We start from the raw sequence: 18,767 nt of genomic DNA on the forward strand, positions 1-18,767 counted from the left end.
CTACTCCTCCAGCCGAACGTCGAGCCGGCCCCTACAGGTTTCGAAGTCCGTGATCACACGTTGACGCCTGACCAGGAGCTCTGCGACGATCTTGGTGCTGTAGGGAGCGGTACCGCCGACACGGTAGACGACCCTCGTCCCGCTCATAGAGGGCCTCACGAGCTTCGCGATCGACTGGTAGAAGTAGCTGCCCGCCCGTTGAAGCAGCTTCTCCTGCTCCTCACTCTGTCCGCGGCTGCGGTGCAGCGCTGAGATCGTCAAACACAGGACGCTGGCACGGAAGTCCGCCACCACCGCAGCAAACGGGCGTTCCCCACTGAGGCGACGGAATAGTCCAGGGCGCGTCTGTCTGACCAGCTCCTGGACGAGAAGATCAGTCGTGAGAATACCGATGAGCTCGTCCAGGTCGGCTTCGTCAGAACGTGCCACGGCGCTGTCCTCGCGCAAGGCGACCAGCCGTACCAACGCCTCACTGTCAGGTGGCAGCACCACCACCTCTGCACTCGTCGCGACCTTCTCGATATACCTCAGGTCTACCCGCAACCGGCCCAGCCGATGGAGGGCTGCAGCATGCCTATCCTCTGGGACGATGCCGGCGGTACCACCCTCGACCCTGGCCAAAGCTCCCTCCACATCGCTCGCGATCTGTTCCAGATCGGCGGTATGGGTACGGGCCAGGGCTACCTGAGTCTGCAGTTCCGCTACCTCGCTACGGAGACTGCTGGCCGTGGCCCGCAGTTGCTCGATCTCCTGGTCTCGAAGTGCCAGAGCGCCGGTGTGCGCGACACCGTCCTGGTCCCGCTGCGCTTGCTCCAGACCCAGCCTTGCGGTGAGCTCCTGCACCTGCTGCTCACGCTTCAACAGTGCCCTGCTGAGGATGTCTTCGCGTAGCTGAGCGGCGTCCCGTGCAGCGACCGCCTCGGCGAGTTGGTCGTTCAGCATGTGCAGTTGGTGGACGCGAGGCTTGGCGACGGAGACCGCGGCATCGTAGAGCTCGCGGATCCGGGCCAGTGCCTCGGGCTGCACGGGACCGAGACGGGCAGTACTGGCTCCCAGTGTCGTGTTGCTTCCCGACACCTCTGCCAGGCGGCGTTGCCTGTGTTGGCAGCACCGCTGCCAACACAGGCGTCAACACTGCTGCCCGGACGGCAGCGCCGGTGCTTCGGGTCCCCTTGAACGACAGGCCGGCAACCCGAGCTGGCTTCGAGTTCAGGAGTACCCTGTGTCCCCTCCCGCGCCCTACCGTCGCGACCCCAACGACCTGATCGCCTTCGTCGCCGTACTCATCCTCGGCGTCACCCTGCTTGCCATGGGAGTGCCCGCCGCGTCCCTGGTAGTGGTCACTGTCGGCCTCGCCCAGCTCTACGCCATATGGCAGGGAGCCCGTCCCTCCCCTCAGCCGATCCCCAGCCGGGACCCCGATACTTCCCTCTCCACCGCTCCTGAAGCGGAACCGCCTGCCGAACTCCCCACCGACTTCGCCTGAAACACTCCGGGTACGGCCCCGTCCGTACCCGGAGCACCTTCCACACATGAGAACGACGTCGCCCAACCGATGGCGCGGTACTCACCGGTGCCAACTGAGCCCAACTCCGTCACCCAGCCATCAACGGACAGCACAAGCAACGCCAGTGACCTCAACCCATTGGATCGGCCACAGAGGCTGCCAAGGCTCCCGCAAGTTCGTCTTCCCATCCGCGTCATATACGGGGACGGCCCCTTGTCCCGCGCGGCCACCCTTAAACAGCCGCCGATGCACGCCAAGACCCGCGCCAGCAGTCGAGGACGGAACCGCGAGCCTCGAGGGAGAAGCCCCATTCTTCAGCCTCCGGCCGACGTAGCCGTCGTCGCTGCGGCGATGGCCGGAGTCGCTGTAACCGTCGCGCATTCCGTGGGCTCCGGCGAACGGTTGCTCTTGTCGTCCATCGGAACCTTCAGATGCCTGTCGTACAGGTCCTGCCAGCCATCTGTCCTGATCTTCTCCACGACGTCGCACACCCTGCGCTGAAGCTCCGGGTCATCGAGGTGCATGCCGATGCCCCAGGACTCCGTACTGTCCTTCAGGCTGTCGCGAATCATCTTCAGCCTGTCGTCGGTGGAGAGGAAGCCAGCCAGGACCGCCCTGTCAGTACTGACGACCTCGGTCCTTCCGCCATCGTCTAGAAGATCATCCACACATTGCTGGTAGTCCGCCTTCTCGATGACGGTGAAATTCTTGTCCGGGTAGGAGCTCTCGAGCCGTTCTGCGGATGTCGAGCTGCTGGCAGTGCAGAAGACCGTGCCGGGTCGCAGGTCGGCAACGGAGTTGACTTCCGCGTAGGTCCGCCCGCCATTCTCGCGGAACGCGACCTTCCCAGGTTCGCCCGTGTGCATCAGTAGCGCCTGCTGGGTGACGAAGTACGGGCCAGCGAACCTGACCAACCTCTTGCGCTTGGTGGTGATGCTGTAGCTCCCCACGGTAAGGAGAACGTTTCCCAACTCCACCTCAGATTCCCGAACCTCGGTCCCTAGGGGGACGAACTTGATGGTGCCGGTAAACCCCAGCCCGCGGACGATCTTAACCGCGTACTCGATATCGAATCCCGTCCACTCACCGTTCGCCTGCTGCTCGCTGAGTCCGGGCTGATCCTCTTTCACCCCGACCCTGAGAACCTGCTCCTTCATGGCCTTCTCGAGCCTCGCCGACACCTGTGGAACCTTCGCCTTGCTGTGATTCTCCGGGCTGCGACTCACCTCCGGTCGCGGCCCGCGTGTTTCGTTCCCGGACTGCCAGTCCCGAATGACTAACGCTCCGCCTACCAGCAGGCTCAAGCTCACGACCCCGACCCAAGCCGATCGCCGCCAGCGTCCAGGGCTCCGCGCTGGGCCGCTTCCGGCCCCAGGGGCCGCCAGCGGCCCAGCGGCTCGACTACCGATACCGTCCGACGCTAGGTGCCGGACAGCGCCATCCGCGGCGAGAGGGTTGTCCTTCCCGTCCGCAGTCGACGAACGGGCAGTCTCGTTCGCCGTAGCCGGTGCGGAGACCCGGCCCGTGGCGTCACCAGCGGGAACGTTGGCCGTACCGTCCGCGCACGGCGAGGGGACAGCACCGTCGGACACGCTCTCCGTCCGGCCCAAGGACTGCGGAGTCCTCCGCGAATGCTCCTGGACGGCGGCACGTTCGGCCGCGTCGAGGAGCCCGCGTCCGATGTCCCTCTGCATGCGCCGCTCCTGCGGCACTACGACCAGTTTGTCCACAAGCGTGTCGAGAAGCCACAACGGGATCAGCCTGCGACCTCGACAGAACTCGCTCCACTGGTTACGTCCATAAGGGAAACGGCTCTCCAACTCACGCAGAGTCAGCCCATCAGTGAGCCTCCTCAGCCACTCGGCCAGCTCCGCCGCCTCCGGCGTGCTCGCATCGATGGGGCCGGGCCTCGCCCCCTGCCGCTGCGAAGGCCGTTCCTCATCCAATCCCACCAGATCCCCCCGGTAAGCTCTGCTGCTCTTTGTCCGTTGTCCCCCATTCGGCACTTCCTGACCTGCGGTGACAGCAACGGACTGAACGGACTTACTAGCGTCAACTCAACCTGATTTTCCACCCGTTCACACCGCGGAAGGAAAATCCGATGCGTACCCGACTTCGCAGCCTCAGGCGGCTCAGCCCTAGCCCCCGCAAACTGGCATTCGCGGGAGTTCTCACCACCGGAGCCGTTCTCCTTCTCCTAGACGTTCCCTCCGACTGGTTCACCGTCATCGGGCTCGCCCTCGCCTACGTCACCCCCCAGCCCTCCGCCCAAGGCCGCACCCGTAGCACCGGCCGAAAGCGCAGCAGGAACCAACGCCGGAACACTCACTAAGCCGTCATCACACCATCCCAGACATCGAGACATGTCTGCCGATTCGCCGAAGGCACCGATGGGAAAGCAGCAGGGACCGCCAGACGGTCTGGCAGTTGAGACGGAGGCGCCATGGGCGCGAGCGTGTACGGAGATTACGCGGAGAGCAGGGCGGACCGGGCAGCAGAACGAACCGGCCAACAAGACCAAACAGACGCCATCGGCGAAGGGCTCTCCGCTATCGCCTACGCCCTACTGGACGTAGCCGCAGCCATCCGGGAGAACACCGAGGCGCGCCAGTAGCGCAATAGTGACCACGCCACCGCGACCAGCCGCCGCGGCCGCACACGGTTAAGGGTGGCCCACGGGCAGGTGCAGGGCGCAAACGTCTGCGCCCTCCACCTTCTCGCACACACGGCCGTGGAGGCCATCCCGTCACAGCACTCTCGTATCGGCCCAGCAGCCAACCCATCCGCCTTGCCGTGCGGCAACGGACCCCGCCGGACCGCTACCACCGCGGCACTCAAAGCCCGTCGTCCCGCCCAGACAGGGGTCGTTCCTTGAACTGCCTCTCCGACGCAATGGGGCAGGGGCGCGTGGCCAGCTCATGATGCCGAACGCCTCTGTGGAAGGGCGCCTCTACCCACGGCGAGCAGAGCGGTGAGCAGGATGAGGGCCGAGGGCAACATCAGCACACAGCATGGAAAGCGCCATCCATCCGCCGCGTTCTCCGCGCCGCCAGCCGCACCCCTCACTCCGTGCGTGCACAGTGATCCGTGCCTGCCCCTCGACCCGCTCCCCACACAGGACGAACGCATCCCGCAGCACCTCTCGCATAGCCTCCTCCGTCGGCACCTCGTCCAGCGGCTCCCCTGCGTCCTGGATGACAACCCGGCCTCGGTGCTCCAGCATCCTGGCCCGGACGTCTGCAGGTTCCGCCTCTGTCCCGAAGAGGGTCCCGCACTCCTGCGGCGGCGGCTTCAGGGCAAGGCCGCGTAGCCCGGCGAACTCTCCCGGGCTCGCCAGCGTCCAACGCGCCGCCGCAGGGGAGTGAACTCAGCCCGTCCCCGGACCTGGACATCTCAGCGACCGCTGCCGCCACATCGCTCCTACGGCTCTCGGGGGACCTCGGGTGCGGCCGTAGGACACGAGGACCAAAAGCGCCGTCGAAGTGGTCGCCACGGAGAGCTCCCGGGACCAGCAGAGGTCGATCACCGCACCGAGTAGCAGGGCCAGACCGATGACATACGGCAGGAGGTAGCGATCCACGAACGGCGGATACACCAGTGAGACAACGAGCAGTATCCCCATCGGCACTACGAGAAGCGGGAACGCATTGGGAGGATCGGCGGGCACTTTCCGGGAGTGGCGCCGTGCTCCGGATTGCCTGTGGCGCCCAGGGGTGTGCTCCCGCAGTCTCTCGCGATCGACGGGCTCAGCTAGTTGCGCCTGGTTCGCCGGGCTTGGGCGCTGGCTGTTCGGGAGTGAATGTCTGGGCTTGGGAGTCGGGCGTTGGCAGGTCGGCCTGCAGGCTTATTCTGATGCGGTCGCTGGCGCGCAGGATGGTGGTGGGTGAGGGGGGTGCCTGCCAGACGGCCAGATGGTAGTCCTCGACCGGGTCGCGCTGGATGCCGTCGGGGTTGATGGTGCGTCCGCGGGCGTGGACACGGAGCCGGTACCATCCCGGGCCGGCCGTGCTGAGGATGGGAAGGCTCTCGACGGCTCCTTCCTCGAAGGCGTCAACGCGCAAGCGTCCCTGGCTGGAGTGGACGCTGACTTCGACGATTTCTTCCCACGCGTCGGCGGTGCTGGACGGTTCCGCGGCAAGGAGGGCGACGCGGACGCGGCCGGTTCCCGTGTGGATGCCCGTACTGATTACCGCACCGTTGGACATGGGGGCCACCAGGCCCGTGCTCCAGTCGGCGGTCTCGATGGGGATCTCGCCGTTGTCGAGAATGCCGAAGGATAGGTCGTCAACGCGGACGGTGGCCCAGTCACTCAACATGTGATCACCCGGTCCGGGGAGGAGGGCTGCGATGGCCGGCAGTACCGGACGGCATCAGGGGCGGGCAACGAAATCTACCCGCCCCTGACGCCGCGCTGGTAGCCGTGATCAGGCCTTCGGTAGGTCTGCCTTCCGATGGGTCAAGGAGTGACGACGATGTGGAAGGGGTCGCCATCAAGGACACGGTTGGCGCGGTAGAACTGAGTGTTCAGCCCACCTTGAGCATTGTTGTCGCCCACGGCAATCATGCAGGCGCTCGCGCCCCTCGGCCCTGTCTCCCGGGGCAGGTTGAAGTCGCAGTTGTCGAAAGTGCGTCGGGTTCCGCCGGCTGAGAGCCCTTCCCGGGAGGTGGCCACCGGGTACTCGTCACAGGACTTGCCGGTGATACTGGCCGCGTCTCCGCACGCCAGCCTGCGATTGTCGTTCTGAATGACCGGATCGGTTGTCCGATGCAGCGGCCGGCTGGACCTGCCTCCCGGAAGTCCCGAAGCCTGCGCCCGGGATACGTGCGAGGCCAGGGCGGGATACTTCGCGGTGCTGTAGTTCAGATGAGATGCGTACCAGGGGACGACGCAGCCGGCTTGGGGGCGGCCCGCCGTGTTGTTGTCACAACGGAACTCCCGGTCCGTGTGAGGAAGTGCGGAACCGGGACACCCGGGTGCGGTGAAGGTCAGAGCCCAGGTGGTTGCGCAGGTACCGACCGCTCCCGCAGCGGTGGCCGTCGACCGGTAGAACGACTCACCCAGGCGCCACGTGTTCAGAGGGAGGAACGGCTTGCCTGGGAACGAGACACTCGTCCTGGTGCACTTCCCTTGTCCGGTCGAGGTTCCCCGGACGGACCCCTTGATCGCGTCACCCCAGCCGGCATACATGCCGACCTCGATCTGCTGCCCCCAGGTGGGCACGGAAGTATCGGAGTAGCCGAAGCTGTAGAGGTTGCCTAGGGCCTCACCGGTCTGTCGACGCTGACCGCCGATGACTTGCCATGTCTTGTAGGAGAGCTGGTAAGCGACGCATGTCTGGGTACGGATACCGAGGACTCTTCCATTGCTGTCCGCGCACCACTTCGGGGGTTTGATCCCGGCCTGCGGTGAGGGAGCATCGGTGAATCGCGACGACGATGCCGGAGTAGCAGGCTCAAGCTGCACACATGCCTCGTACGCGCCTTCGATCGCACAGGACTGCGGAAGTTGCAGCGACAGCTGCGCTTGCTCCTGCGCGAGGGGCTCTTCTCCCTCACGTGCGCCACCTGCAGCCACCAGAGCTATAAGCGTCTCGATCTCCTGCTGTTCCGGGTCCTCAGTTGACGTTTGTTTTTGAACCGCCAGGAGGGGATCAGAGCTGGCGAGTGCCTGTGCCGGGAGCACGGCCAGAGCAACAGCCATCAGGACGGTTCTGGCTAAGTACTTCACTTTTCTCCCTTCTGAGCCGGTTGATCCACCGGGTTCCGAGGGAGCCCCTCGCGTAGGCAGGGCGCGGTATCACCGCTTCAGGCCGGAGTGGCCGATACCGTCCGATATCGAACACGGATGTGGATGTAGAAGGCGAAGGGCACTTCCCCTGTGCCTCACAAGCAATCAACAGAATCGGAACCTCCAGAACTCAACTCCCCTCACTCCGTGATCGGCCCGATACCAGCCTTCCTTGCGCGGCTCAGACCCGGCGAGTCAGGTGGTACGTGTGGGGCGGCGAAAAATCGCTCGCAGCGATTCAGATCAGAGCTTTCAGTAACTGCCCGGACAGGCTGGGCTACTTCCTTGTGAGAAGGCATGTGACCAGCCCTGTCTTCACCGGCGCTGCCGTTGCGGGCTGGCAGTCCGCAACGGGTATCGCCCGGCCGCCGGGCCCAGGCGGGCAAGGCCGCGTGAACGTGGCTTTCGACACCACGCCGCCGCGGAGCGTGAAATGCCTGCTAAGTCTGCTGGCTCCTGCCTGCAGCGAAGGCGCACTAGGGTGGTGTTGATGGAGCCGAGCGGGTTGGTGAGGTAGTGATGTCGTCCCTGGTCCCCGATCGGGCTGCTGTGGTGGCGCATTTCGGTGTGGATGGGCTCCGCCGCTTGGAGCCTGGCTGGTTGCGAGGAGCAATGCTTCCTGAGGCGGCTCGGGGGTTGCTGGAAGCAACGGGTGTACCTCGGAGCGTCGGCTTCTACTTCCGAGCCCCTGCCGACGATGAGCCAGGGACGCTGGGGTCCTTCGCCGCTCACAGGGCCAGGCCAGACCCGCCAGCCGTGATGGCTGCGTGGCCGCGGATTGGTGGCGACGGCATGGCCGATCTATGCGCGCGCCCCGACGGTGCGGTCCAGGCCGTCATGCCGACCGACGTGGGCAGCGACCGCTTCGTTAGCTCCAGCCTTGAAAGCCTCAACGCTTCTCTGCTGGTGTTGGACCGAGAGCTGCCGGTCATTGCGACCGCCTCGGGGCTGGCCGAGGCGGCTTCTGCATTCCGTGAGTTGCACCAGAAGCTGCGGGAAATCGATACGGCGGCGTTCAGTGATCGGGAGAACTGGTGGCCCCGGGTTCTGGACGATGTCCGGCACACCCTGAACTTCCCATTCTCAGCGACTTTCGAGTACGTCGATGGCTCGGGTGGGAAGCGGGTGGTGACCGAGTCGACAGGCCCGGGGCAGCCGCATCCTGAGGAGATGGTGTGGCGGCGCCTTGTGGGGGAGGGCGTGAGTCCGGGGCAGGTGCGGCGGGTTTACTGCGAGCTGGAGCCGTGTCTGATGCCGGGCCACTACTGCGCGGTATGGATGCAGCAGACCTTCCCGGACGCGCAGTTCTCCCACTCTTTCGACTATGGAGATACGGCGGTTTCCCGTGAGGAAGGCTTCAAGGAACTGATCGTGCACGCGGCTCGGCAGGCTCGGGGCCGGTGATGATGTGGGAGCGCCCGGTTGCGGGCAGGGAGCCGGCTGCGGCTGCGCTGCTGGGGTGGCTTGCAGATCCGCAGGCTCCGCGAATATGCGTGGTGTCCGGGTCGCCGGGGTGTGGCAAGACCACTCTGCTGGCCTGGCTGGTACGACACGCCAGCCAGGCGGATGTGCCGGCGGAGCGGGCTGTCCACGCTGTGGTGCCCGGCGGCACGGACGATGTGCGCAGTGTGGTGTGGGCGGTGGCCGAACAGCTCGGTGCGGTGGCGCGGGCACCCGGCGAGCTCGTAGCGGTGTTGGCCGCTGATCGTCGCCGTACGGTCATCGTGCTCCCCGACGTCCGGGCTGCTGCGGTGGCGGAACTCGCGGTGGCTCTCGCCGATCTGACGCATCTGCGTCTCGTGGTGGAGGCATCCACGGGTAGTACCGCGCACCAGTTCCTCACCAGCGGGGCTGGTGTCGCGGAGCTGGATCTGGATCTACCGCAATGGCGCGACGAGCAGCGCTACCGCCAGTGGCGGGCGGCAAAGCCGCACGATGACGCGGCAGCTGATGCAACGCCGCCGGTGACGGTGGATCTCGCCGATCCTGCCGCCTTGTGTGCGGCTGACCCGTGGGCGGTCACCGCCGCCTGCGAGGCGCTATCGGACACGGATACCGCAGAGGTACGCGCCGGATGGATACGGGCGGGGCAGTCCCTCCAATGGGACCAGAGCCCCGCGTCCCGCGCGCTCGTACTCCTGGCGGCGTTGGGGGAGGGCGCAGACGAGCAGGTCAGAGGGGTGCTGGCCGCGTTGGCGGAAGGTATGCCGTGGCGTGTGGAGTGGGGTCGGCACAAGGGTGACCGAACTCCGCCCTGGCCGGGCCCCGTCGCCGCGCTCGCCCTGGTCGTAGGCGCTGTAGACCCGTGTGTTCTCGCGGCGGACCCTTTCGGAGTTGTCCGGAAGGTCGGCCTTGACGACGCTAAGGCTGAGGGCCGGCGGGGCACAACGGGCGGGCAGCTCAACGCGATATGCGCACTCCCGGACGGCACCGTGCTCGTCCTGGACGATGTAGGAGCGGTGCGGGCCCACCCCTGGGGCCCTCGACCGGTAGCAGGTCTCGCAGCCCTCTTGGACGAAGGCCCGACCGCTACGAACGCCCTGATCGAAGCCCTGCCGCCCGTTGCGGGCACCGCCCTGGCATGGGCAGCCGGCCCAGCAGCAGGAGTGGTCGCGGTCGGGGACACGGAAGGCACCGTGCACGCCGTCGGCAAAGCAGCCAACGCCGTACGCCTCCACCAGGGCCGGGTCACCGCCCTGGCCGGCATCGGACTGCCAACGAGCAACCAGGGCACGCTGATTCCGCTGTTCTACAGCGGCGGCGAGGACGGCACGGTGCGCGCATGGGCACCAGGAAGCGATCCCATGCCTTCCCCACTGGTGAGACGGCCCTTCCCCGTGGTCGCCCTCAGTGCCGCTCCTGCGGGCGACGGTGCTGCGGTCGCAGTCGCCTGGGCGGACGGACTCGTCCAACTCCTCCTCGATGGCCCTGTACCGGTACGGGAGTTCCGGCCGGGCGCACCGGTGCGAGCGCTGACTCTGGCAGCGGACCTGTCCCTCGTTATCGGCCTCGACGAAAGCCTCATCCGCCTCACACCACGCCCCGCACAGCATGAACAACCATCCCCGTGACCAGGCACAGGCGGCTACCGCGGTAGCCGCCCACGATTTTGCCTTGACGATGCCTCAACACATCGTCAAGGCTCCAAGTTGAACTCGATCGCATGGGGGGATCGTGGGAAAACAGCTGCCCGAAGACCTCGTCGAAGTCCTGAACCTGATAGGCATCGACTGGCCACAGATCGACGAAGACGAAGTCAAAGCATCCGCCAAGGACTACCGAACCCTCGCCGACGGCATCCGGGACGCGATCAAAGAAGGCAACAACGCCTGCTCCCACCTCGTCGCCGGCAAGAGCAAGGGCGAGACGGTCACCGCGATCGACCGCCGCTGGGGCGCACTCACCACCCGCAACCTGACCGTCTTCGCTGACCGGTGCGATGACCTCGCCGGCGCCCTGGACGACTGCGCCGCGTTGATCCTCGGCTGCAAAGTGGCCATCATCGCGGAGCTCTCCGCTACCGCCGCCGTCGCAACCGCGGGGGTCGTGGGGATGTTCTTCACCTTCGGTGCGAGCGGCTTACTCTCCGCGGCCGCGATCGCTGCGGCGCGACTGCTGGTCCAGGAGGCGATCGACTACGCAATCGAGCAGATCACGTCGATCGTCACGGACAAGATCGAAGCGAAAGTCCTCGCCCAGATCGACAAGCTCTTCACCGACGGCCCCGGCGGTGGTGCCACCTACGACGTCATGCCTTCCGGCAGCGCGGGCATGGCCCAAGACCTCGTCCTGGAATTCTCAGAGTTCGAGCTCGCCGCGGGCGACTACCACAAGACCGCCAACAACTTCGACAAGAAGAAGACCGGGTTCAAAGACGGCGGCGCCGGGCGTAAAACGTCGGTCAAAAAGGATAGCCGATTTCACAAACTGGCCACGGCCATGGACCGGGCCGAGGACGCGGTCGAGAAAAAAGCCGACGACATGGTCAAGACCCTCGAAGACCACGGCGGAAAGATCGACAAATCCAAAGACAGCCACAAGGAGAACGAAGACCGCCGAAAACGCGACTTCGAGAACTGTGACAAGCACGGCGATGACGACGAAGTGCCGATGTACATCCTCAATCTCGACGGAACGGTGGATAAACTCCTTCCCAATGGTTCCATAGACCCGAAAGGGTTGGACAGCAACGACAAGCTGAACTTGGCCGGCGTCATAGAGAACGGGAAGGTATGGAGGCCCCAGAGCGACTCCGACCGAACAAAGTGGAATACTCCCACCGGCCACACGGGAACGGTTAACTCCACCAAGATCAACCCTGCTACCGATGACCTAGCCAGAGCAACTCAACTCGCTCGCGAAGCACACAACTACTACCAAGGAAAGAACTATGCCGCCGGCCGCTACATCGACCCCGCCAGTGGGCGCCAGTCCATACTCATCGGCCGGAGCGACGGCAGCTACCACTCGGAGAAGATAATCGGCCACCCTCTACTCAAAGCAGGCAAGCAATCAGGCCTCACGGAACTCTTCACCGAACGAGAACCCTGCCAACTAAGCCCCAGATGCAACCGATGGCTTGATGCCTACTTCTCTTCAACCAAAGTCACACACGCGGCCGACTACGACCAAAGCCAGCCCAAAACAAGAAACGATGAACATAAAGAGTATTTGCGAAAAATCAAGCCATAGCCCTTCGGTTGAAGTAGGATTGTGACCATGAATTATCCAGTCACCATGCAGGACCTTATCCGCCTCTACGGTATCGACAACATTGTCCTGTTCCCTCAGGCTCCAGACGTCACACAAGGCACAACCGCCAGCTATCTCGCCTCAGTCGGACTGCCCCATGACCGAGTATTCACGTCTCGAACTAACCCTGAAGGTAAACGAGTTCCATTTGAAGTCGGACCACGACGCGATCTCACAGGTGACACCTACCCACCCGAAAGCCGCAACTGGCACGTCCTCGGCTACCTCCCTGCCGCACTGGTCGCCATCGACCCATCCTCAGGGAAGATCTACGCTTTCCCTGAAGGGGACAGCGAATACCAACTCCTCCATCGCGATGTTCAATCTCTGGTCTTCTGCCTAGCCGAATTTAACAAAGTAGACAAAATCTATCGAGCCGCGTACCCCGACACGCCAGACGTCGAAGCTCTCGTAGAAGAATTCCGCGAGACGATCAGCGCCGTAGACGCGACTCCCTTCGAAAACGCGGAGTCAGAGTGGAATCGCATTCTCGATGAGATTCTCGATGAGATGTGGTAACCGCCCCAACGGCAATCAGATCTGAGCCCTGGGGCAAGCACGTCCCTGACCGCAGGAAGACGCAGACAAACCTCCCCGACTACTACCTCAAAAACAGCGGAATTTGGAAGTCATCTGCTGGACAGCCCCTAGACCGGGGTCACCGACCGAGGAAGCGGAACCCGCTCGGACGGCGGGGCATCATAAAGACCGACCGTGGCAGTATCACAGGCCGATTCGTGACCGGAACTGGTGGTCATTGCCTCGGCGATCAGGGCAACAGCGCGAAGACCCACGTCGGTAAGCCCCGCGGGAGTGACCCTGGAGCGAAGGCTGGCGGTCAGGCGAACCGTTCGCCGGTGTCGAAGGCCCGATCTCACCCACGGCGTACGAGCCTCAGACCTGTTCCGATGTCGCTACCACGGCGTTGAGAACTCCTGACGAAATAATCTCCGAGGTGGTCGGACTATTTCGGGAGCTTTGAACGAGGGTTCGGGGTGATTCGGCGAAGCCGAGGACGAGCTTATGGGCGCGGACCCGGCTCCACATCCGTCAGGATTTTCTAGAGCCAGGACGCCCCCGGCGGTTGTGGCCTGTTCATGCGACGGACTATCGCGGCCCCTATGATCGCACCGAGACCGCCAGCCACCTTGTGGGCGCCTTTGATTCCGCTACGCCGAGCACTTTCGTGCTCCTCCAACGTCGTGTTGAGCCTGCGCTTCTTGATTTCGGCAGAAGCCATACCAATGCCCCCAATGACGGTCTGCCCAGCAGGCGTCTTGGAAAATTCTTGCAACGCCTTCGCAACGCCAACAGCGGCAGCAATGATCGGTAACACAACCCTCACCCTCTTCCATTTACGCCACCTGCTTCAGGTAGGCAATACAGTCCAGGGTAGCCCAACTTGCCCTATATCAGAGGCTGAAGAGATCCCCTGATAAAACCCCTAAGGGATCAGTAAGGGGCCATCCGAATATCATCCACCCCCTGAGTCACTAGGGGCCTTTCTCGTGTCTGGAGTCTCCCCCTTGGCACGCATACCCAGCGCCCGTGGCACCCTGACAATCTATTGATCCGTCGTCGCGAAGCCGGGAGAGTTGCGGTCAACTAGGGGGGCTTGAAAAGCGCGAGCGCCTTGAGGAGCAGGTCGAGCACGCCGTTGCCGCCCGCTCTCGCGTTCCCTCTCGGCTCCGTACCGACCACGGTGTCGCCGTCAGGGCGGGGTGTTCGACGTCCCTGACGGGGGCTCCGCTGCCCGAGTGCAGCGACTCGCGATCCGGACGTGGGTGCGAAGATGCGGTCGTGGTGACAGACGCCGAGTGGACCCGGATTCGGAGGGACCTGCGCTTCGGGCAAGTTTTCGAGGGCACAGTCGTGCAGGTTCCCCGGCCCGGTGGGATCGGGATCTTCGTGGACATCGGCCTGAGCGGCGGAGGCTTCATCGACGTCCTGCTGCTTCCGGAAAGGAGCAGTGACTGGCCGACGGCAGGCACGGTTGCAGATTTCGAGATCTGGTGGGCAGACAGCCGCCAACGTGCGCCTGGCATCCCTGCACGGTCCAGACCTACGGGCCCGGGACCTGCTGGCCGAGGTCAGTAGAGCCAGCGGTCCAGGAGCCCTGGCCAGAGAAACCCCTCGTAGCCGCTGAAGGCCGCCGGGTCGATCTCCTTCAGCTCCTCGGCCAGCCGGTTCAGCTCGGCAAAAGCCCGCTCTTCCTCCTCCTCAGAGAAGTACTCCTCGGGACCGTCAGGCTCGCTGAGAAGCTCAGAGGCTGTGACGCGGCTGCCGTAGTGGTGAAGGACGTCGAGCCACAGGCCGACACCCGAGTTGGCGAACCACGCCTCCCCGTCCGGCATGACGAAGTAGACCGCCCCGGTCTCCGGCTCGACGCCGAACGATGACCGCTCGGCCGGCTCATTAGGGTCCGCCTGCTCGGTGAGACGGTAGAGCGGACCTCGGGATGAGAGCAGGGTCGGCTCAGCCTCGCTCTGCATCACGACTCGTTCGATGAGGCGCGGAGCTACCGGGATGCCCACCTCGACAAGCTGCGCCTTCGCGGAGTCCGGGATGCACCAGTCGCTCACCATGTCCCGTCCGGCTCGCGTGACATGCCCCAGACCGGCCCACTCGGTCAGCTGGTCGTACGTCGCCATTGAACGGTCCTCTTCCGCCGACTGTGCTCCTGGCCCTATCGAGCCAGCCTCAGGTCAGAGCATGGCCGCATTTGCGGGACAGCCCTTAGAAGTGCTGCTCGGCCCAGATGGCGATGAGGGTGACGGCTCCTGTGCCGATGCCGTAGCAGGCGCCATGGAGCATGTGCATGGTCGCGGTCCGACGGTGGCGAGCAGTGCGTCGGGCGATGTGCCTTGCGCGGGTGATTGCCTTGCGCCAGAGCGGCGGGCCGGGGCTAGGGTGCATGACGGATGTTCCCCCTTTTGTCTGGGGTGTTGTTGAGGGAGCCCGCCGGGCCTGTTGGCCTCGGAAACCGGTGGCCCGGTCGGGCTCCCTCTCTTTGTGTGTTGTTGGGTTAGGTGCGGCGTGCGAAGAACTCGTAGAGGCGATCAACGAGACGCTGGTCGGGGCGGCGGACGATGACGCAGGGCGAGCCGACGCTGCGGGATGCGAGCCGGTCGACTTCCCCTTCGAGGCGCCCGGTAGGGGCGGTGGCGTCGGAGCCGTGGCGGCGTACGTAGCGGGCGACGGCTTCCAAGCCTTCGATGAACGCGTCGTCCGGTGGCGAGCTGTCGTTGGTGGTGGAGTCGGTGAGCTGGTGGTACCAGTGCCTGGCTTCTCGGGGTTCGCCGAGGTGAGTGTGGTGGAGGTGGAGGCAATAGGCGGCGGCTCGACTGTCCGCGCCAGCCGCGAGTTGCCACCAAAATTGGGCGGACTCGTGATGCCCGGTCAGGTAGAGCAGGCAGGCATAGACCAGGGCCCCTTCGACATCGAGTGCGTCCTCCTCCAGGAGACGAGCACTCTGTTCGGGGCCTTCGGCGAGGCGATCGACATGGAGCGCGGAGCCGGGCCCGTTCAAGATCCACCGGGAAACGGTGGCCAGGCGCTCTCGGGCCTTGGCAGAGCGGTCCATGTCCGGTGGCGGGGAAGCGGCCTGGGGGGCGTCGGCCGCCAGGCGCCGCAGAGCAGCGCCGATATCGAAGGTGGTGGGGGAAGTAGTGGGTATGGCAGCGTCCGCGAGGATGTCATCGATGGTGCGGGTCACGGTGCGCGTTCCTTTCCGGTCATGTTCCTGCCGGGCGCTCCGGGCAGCTTGAGGTGTACTCGCAGGCGTTCTTTGCCTTTGCGGCCGTGGTAGTCAACGGTGCGTTCGTCCAGGCCCATGAAGCGCGCGATCCGACTGGTCGGGTAGCCCATGAGATGGCGCATCACGATGACGTGGAACTGCCGGGTGGGGAGCTGGGTGATTGCCTCATAGAGGCCGTGTGAGCCCTCGGCGATCTCCAGCTCGTTCCTGATCGCCCGCAGGGCCTGGGTTATAGGCCCGTTGATGACGAACGCGGGATCGCGGCCGTCGCGTTCAAGACGAGCGGTGACTTGGCGATGCAACACGGCGAGAGTCCGCTGCTCCAGGTCGCCCTCGCGCAGGAGACCGTCCCAGCCGGCGAGGATTTCGAGGAAGACGCGGTGGACGGTCTCCTCCGCGGCGGTGCGGGTGCCGAGGTGGAGTTCGGCGAAGGTGTGGAAGAACTCTTGATGCGTCAGATAGAACGCTTCGTAGTCCAAGGGCAGGGGCAGGGCCGCGTCCACGGGTTGTGGGTGGCCGCCGTCGTGGGGCGATACGCCGGGGTCGTTCACGCAGACCTCCAGCGCGTGGTGCCAGTACTCATCACGGTCCTCTCCCGCTGAGGTCGGTACAGGCAGGACCTTGTTCGAGGGTGGAACAAGCCGGTACCGGGGGCGAGTTGGCCCCACTCCCACGATGTCGAGAACCGGCCTCGATCACTCAACGGCACCACCAAGAAAATCACCTGATGATCATGAGCGAGCACAGCGCGTAGCGCCTGGCGTTCGCCCTTACCCCGCCGGGAGCCTCTGACCAGTAGGAACATCGAAACTCGCCAGTCAGCTACTAGGAGAGTGGTAGCCCCACGTTGGTAGTGACATGGGTCACATGGCGCTCCGCCCCTCACCCTCAGGTCACCGGCACCACACACATTCCCCAACGTCCGCGAATGACCTCACCCCCGGGTTCCCCAAGCCTGCGGAGCAGGAACGGCAACACGATAGGAGTCCCGACGTTCGTGTGTGCACCCGCTCGCGGTCTGGGGTGGTCGGGGCCGGCCACATACCGTTGAGGCGAGGAAGGGAGGCGGGCATGGAGACTGGACAAGCGCCCCCGTGTGGACGGCGTGGGTGGACGGTGAGCCGGTTGAGGTCCCCGCGACGATCGCCGGTATCCGCGAACGGCTCGCTCCTTAGCGCCAGGAGGAGTTCGACCGGGTGATCGCCGAAACCCCGGGGGAGGACCTGCACCGGGTACTGGCCATGTGGGCGCTGCCGGACGGCGCGTGGGCACAGATCAACGCCGACTTCGACCGCATCGAGGCTGCTGGAGCGGCCTCCACGTGAGCTACCGCATCGAATACGCTGACGCCGCCCGCCACCGCCGGGTCAACGGCCCGGCCGGAGCACGCAGGTGTCACCACCGTCGACCGCCTCGCCGGCCGCAGGCGCCGCTATGGCTGGGCGTTCCAGCGCTGGAGGGGCCGCGACGGTGTGGTTGACCCGCGCGTATACCTCGATACGTTCCGTGCCCACCATCCTCTCCTCCACGAGTCGATAGTGACGGTTCAGGACATCCCGCTTCACCGCGTCCGAAGGTGTCCCGCCCTGTTGCCTCCCGGCGCGGTCACCGATCGCCAGCACCCGGCCGGGGTGGCTCAGCATCCGCTTCCGGACGACGGCGGGCTCGGCCTCGGTCCCGTACAAGGTGTGCGAGGCGCGCGGTGAGCGGTCCAGGGAGAGATCGGGCAGCGCGTGCGAGGCGCCGGGCGCCAGTGTCCACACTCGCCGCTGTGCGGTGAGGAACAGCACCCCGTCTCCGGGTCGGGCCAGCCGCTTGACGGTCTGTGCCACCGCCATGGCGTTGTCGGAGCGGCTCTCAGGAGACCGCAACTCCGTCCCTGTGGTCGTGAGATACAGCAGGACCGCTGTCGTCGAGCCCGCCGCGACCAGCGCTGACCAGAAGCGGTCGAGAACGGTGCCCAGCAGCAGAGCGAGCCCGATGGTGCTGAAGAGGACATAGCGCTCGGAGTAGAGCGGGTGGACGAAGGACACCGCGATCAGCAGCCCCGGCGGGAGGACGAGCAGCGGAAGCGCGAGCGGCTTCGTCCGGGATCCACCCGTGAGTGCGGCACAGATCATCCCCACCACCACCAGCACCGCGAAGCGCGTGAGCTTCGGCGCGCTCGGCGGCTCGATCCACGCCACCTGCGACGACTGTGTCATCGAAAACAGCGCGAAGGGCAGAACACCCGCTACGACCGCCGACGCGGCCCGCAGCCACTCACGCGGCAACTGGGCCGTGTTCGGGGAACGGCCGAGCCACAGCGTCGCCCCGTGCGCGAGCAGCACCAGCACGGCGAACTCGTGCACCAGACAGGCGACCAGCACCACCACCGCGTAGGCCCGCCACCTCCGTTCCAGAAGCAGGAGCGTGGCCCATGTGACCAACGCGGAGACCAGCGCGTACGAACGCCCCTCCTGCGCGTACCGCTGGACGGCAGGCAGCAGCGCCAGCACCAGACCAGACAGCGCGCCCGCCCTCGGCCCCGCGAGCCGCAGCCCGATCCGGGCCACTAGGACAGCGGATGCGGCCGTCGCCAGCACGGACGGCACCCGCAGCGACACTAGCCCCGGTTCCCAGACGGCGAACACCACGTGCATCAACAAGTAGTAGAGACCGTGGACGGCGTCCACGGTGGCGAGCGTCCGCCAGATCTCCTGCAGGGAGCGGGTGGCCATGTCGTAGGTGACCGCCTCGTCGCTCCACAGCGTCTGCTCGCGTTCCAGCCCCCATGTCCCCAGCAGCAGCGCCAGGGCGGCGGGCGGCAGCCAGACCCGCCACGGCGTACGGGCGGTGGGAACGGAACACCTCTCCGCCTGGGGCGGAGTGCGCGCGCAATGCGGGGAGTGGGACGGTGGGACGGAGGTGGAAGCGGTGTCGATCATGCGGCGAGTTCACCGGCGGCGGTATTGATAAACAGG

18 protein-coding genes are annotated in these 18,767 nt (G+C 65.3%); 8 read left to right on the forward strand and 10 right to left on the reverse strand.

The features are described 5' to 3' along the window. On the reverse strand, positions 1-1,077 hold the full coding sequence (locus OID54_RS38775; protein ID WP_329028346.1) for a hypothetical protein: 1,077 nt from the start codon (positions 1,075-1,077) through the stop codon (positions 1-3). 145 nt (positions 1,078-1,222) lie between these two features. Here OID54_RS38775 and OID54_RS38780 point away from each other — a divergent pair, with 145 nt between their 5' ends. Next, a complete protein-coding gene (locus OID54_RS38780) occupies positions 1,223-1,486 on the forward strand; it encodes a hypothetical protein (RefSeq protein WP_329028347.1) in 264 nt (87 codons plus the stop codon). Positions 1,487-1,821: 335 nt separating this feature from the next. On the opposite strand, the gene OID54_RS38785 is transcribed toward OID54_RS38780, so the two are convergent. After that, the gene (locus OID54_RS38785; RefSeq protein WP_329028349.1) at positions 1,822-2,817 is read right to left on the reverse strand and encodes a transporter substrate-binding domain-containing protein; all 996 of its coding nucleotides are present in this window, start codon (positions 2,815-2,817) and stop codon (positions 1,822-1,824) included. 791 nt (positions 2,818-3,608) lie between these two features. On the opposite strand from OID54_RS38785, the gene OID54_RS38790 reads away from it, so the two are divergent. Both OID54_RS38790 and OID54_RS38795 read left to right on the forward strand, forming a co-directional pair. Further along, the gene (locus OID54_RS38790) at positions 3,609-3,839 is read left to right on the forward strand and encodes a hypothetical protein (protein ID WP_329028351.1); all 231 of its coding nucleotides are present in this window, start codon (positions 3,609-3,611) and stop codon (positions 3,837-3,839) included. Between the two features lie 111 nt (positions 3,840-3,950). Continuing rightward, complete coding sequence (locus tag OID54_RS38795; RefSeq protein ID WP_329028353.1) at positions 3,951-4,121, forward strand: hypothetical protein; 171 nt, start codon at positions 3,951-3,953, stop codon at positions 4,119-4,121. 753 nt (positions 4,122-4,874) lie between these two features. Here the strand turns inward: OID54_RS38795 and OID54_RS38800 are convergent. From OID54_RS38800 to OID54_RS38810, 3 genes are all read right to left on the reverse strand, one after another. Then, positions 4,875-5,129, reverse strand: a complete 255-nt coding sequence (locus tag OID54_RS38800) for a hypothetical protein (protein ID WP_329028355.1) — start codon at positions 5,127-5,129, stop codon at positions 4,875-4,877. A 124-nt stretch (positions 5,130-5,253) separates the two neighbouring features. Then, positions 5,254-5,823, reverse strand: coding sequence for a hypothetical protein (locus tag OID54_RS38805; RefSeq protein ID WP_329028357.1), 570 nt, complete (start codon positions 5,821-5,823; stop codon positions 5,254-5,256). Between the two features lie 140 nt (positions 5,824-5,963). Further along, positions 5,964-7,208, reverse strand: coding sequence for a NucA/NucB deoxyribonuclease domain-containing protein (locus OID54_RS38810; protein WP_329028359.1), 1,245 nt, complete (start codon positions 7,206-7,208; stop codon positions 5,964-5,966). 606 nt (positions 7,209-7,814) lie between these two features. Between OID54_RS38810 and OID54_RS38815 the strand changes: the two genes are divergently transcribed. The 4 genes from OID54_RS38815 (at position 7,815) to OID54_RS38830 (ending at position 12,566) form a co-directional block, all read left to right on the forward strand. Then, positions 7,815-8,699 carry a nucleic acid/nucleotide deaminase domain-containing protein gene (locus OID54_RS38815; protein ID WP_329028361.1) on the forward strand — a complete coding sequence of 295 codons (885 nt, stop codon included), beginning with the start codon at positions 7,815-7,817 and terminating at the stop codon, positions 8,697-8,699. Positions 8,700-8,701: 2 nt separating this feature from the next. Next, on the forward strand, positions 8,702-10,366 hold the full coding sequence (locus tag OID54_RS38820) for an ATP-binding protein (protein WP_329028468.1): 1,665 nt from the start codon (positions 8,702-8,704) through the stop codon (positions 10,364-10,366). 103 nt (positions 10,367-10,469) lie between these two features. Then, positions 10,470-11,987: a nucleic acid/nucleotide deaminase domain-containing protein gene (locus OID54_RS38825; RefSeq protein ID WP_329028363.1), complete on the forward strand. Its 1,518-nt coding sequence runs from the start codon at positions 10,470-10,472 to the stop codon at positions 11,985-11,987. 27 nt (positions 11,988-12,014) lie between these two features. Continuing rightward, positions 12,015-12,566, forward strand: a complete 552-nt coding sequence (locus tag OID54_RS38830) for an SUKH-4 family immunity protein (RefSeq protein WP_329028365.1) — start codon at positions 12,015-12,017, stop codon at positions 12,564-12,566. A gap of 1,571 nt (positions 12,567-14,137) precedes the next feature. On the opposite strand, the gene OID54_RS38835 is transcribed toward OID54_RS38830, so the two are convergent. From OID54_RS38835 to OID54_RS38850, 4 genes are all read right to left on the reverse strand, one after another. Further along, the gene (locus OID54_RS38835; RefSeq protein WP_329028367.1) at positions 14,138-14,698 is read right to left on the reverse strand and encodes an SUKH-4 family immunity protein; all 561 of its coding nucleotides are present in this window, start codon (positions 14,696-14,698) and stop codon (positions 14,138-14,140) included. Positions 14,699-14,783: 85 nt separating this feature from the next. Then, positions 14,784-14,963 carry a hypothetical protein gene (locus OID54_RS38840; protein ID WP_329028369.1) on the reverse strand — a complete coding sequence of 60 codons (180 nt, stop codon included), beginning with the start codon at positions 14,961-14,963 and terminating at the stop codon, positions 14,784-14,786. 109 nt (positions 14,964-15,072) lie between these two features. Further along, on the reverse strand, positions 15,073-15,762 hold the full coding sequence (locus OID54_RS38845; RefSeq protein ID WP_329028371.1) for a hypothetical protein: 690 nt from the start codon (positions 15,760-15,762) through the stop codon (positions 15,073-15,075). Beyond that, positions 15,759-16,355, reverse strand: coding sequence for a sigma-70 family RNA polymerase sigma factor (locus OID54_RS38850; RefSeq protein ID WP_329028373.1), 597 nt, complete (start codon positions 16,353-16,355; stop codon positions 15,759-15,761). The genes OID54_RS38845 and OID54_RS38850 overlap by 4 nt, the downstream gene beginning before the upstream one ends. A 645-nt stretch (positions 16,356-17,000) precedes the next feature. On the opposite strand from OID54_RS38850, the gene OID54_RS38855 reads away from it, so the two are divergent. Then, positions 17,001-17,129 carry a hypothetical protein gene (locus tag OID54_RS38855; protein WP_329028375.1) on the forward strand — a complete coding sequence of 43 codons (129 nt, stop codon included), beginning with the start codon at positions 17,001-17,003 and terminating at the stop codon, positions 17,127-17,129. 42 nt (positions 17,130-17,171) lie between these two features. On the opposite strand, the gene OID54_RS38860 is transcribed toward OID54_RS38855, so the two are convergent. Continuing rightward, positions 17,172-18,731 (reverse strand): glycosyltransferase family 39 protein, encoded by a 1,560-nt coding sequence (locus OID54_RS38860; protein ID WP_329028377.1) that lies wholly within the window; start codon positions 18,729-18,731, stop codon positions 17,172-17,174. Between the last annotated feature and the right edge of the window lie 36 nt (positions 18,732-18,767).

Origin of the sequence: Streptomyces sp. NBC_00690 (assembly GCF_036226685.1) — a bacterium.
In the GTDB taxonomy this organism is placed as follows: domain Bacteria; phylum Actinomycetota; class Actinomycetes; order Streptomycetales; family Streptomycetaceae; genus Streptomyces.

Excerpts from the sequence above, each read along its gene's own strand:
- OID54_RS38790 (WP_329028351.1), top strand. The coding sequence starts at position 3,609 with ATGCGTACCCGACTTCGCAGCCTCAGGCGGCTCAGCCCTAGCCCCCGC.
- OID54_RS38795 (WP_329028353.1), top strand. The coding sequence starts at position 3,951 with ATGGGCGCGAGCGTGTACGGAGATTACGCGGAGAGCAGGGCGGACCGG.
- OID54_RS38800 (WP_329028355.1), bottom strand. The coding sequence starts at position 5,129 with ATGGGGATACTGCTCGTTGTCTCACTGGTGTATCCGCCGTTCGTGGAT.
- OID54_RS38805 (WP_329028357.1), bottom strand. The coding sequence starts at position 5,823 with ATGTTGAGTGACTGGGCCACCGTCCGCGTTGACGACCTATCCTTCGGC.
- OID54_RS38810 (WP_329028359.1), bottom strand. The coding sequence starts at position 7,208 with ATGGCTGTTGCTCTGGCCGTGCTCCCGGCACAGGCACTCGCCAGCTCT.
- OID54_RS38815 (WP_329028361.1), top strand. The coding sequence starts at position 7,815 with ATGTCGTCCCTGGTCCCCGATCGGGCTGCTGTGGTGGCGCATTTCGGT.
- OID54_RS38820 (WP_329028468.1), top strand. The coding sequence starts at position 8,702 with ATGTGGGAGCGCCCGGTTGCGGGCAGGGAGCCGGCTGCGGCTGCGCTG.
- OID54_RS38830 (WP_329028365.1), top strand. The coding sequence starts at position 12,015 with ATGAATTATCCAGTCACCATGCAGGACCTTATCCGCCTCTACGGTATC.
- OID54_RS38835 (WP_329028367.1), bottom strand. The coding sequence starts at position 14,698 with ATGGCGACGTACGACCAGCTGACCGAGTGGGCCGGTCTGGGGCATGTC.
- OID54_RS38840 (WP_329028369.1), bottom strand. The coding sequence starts at position 14,963 with ATGCACCCTAGCCCCGGCCCGCCGCTCTGGCGCAAGGCAATCACCCGC.
- OID54_RS38860 (WP_329028377.1), bottom strand. The coding sequence starts at position 18,731 with ATGATCGACACCGCTTCCACCTCCGTCCCACCGTCCCACTCCCCGCAT.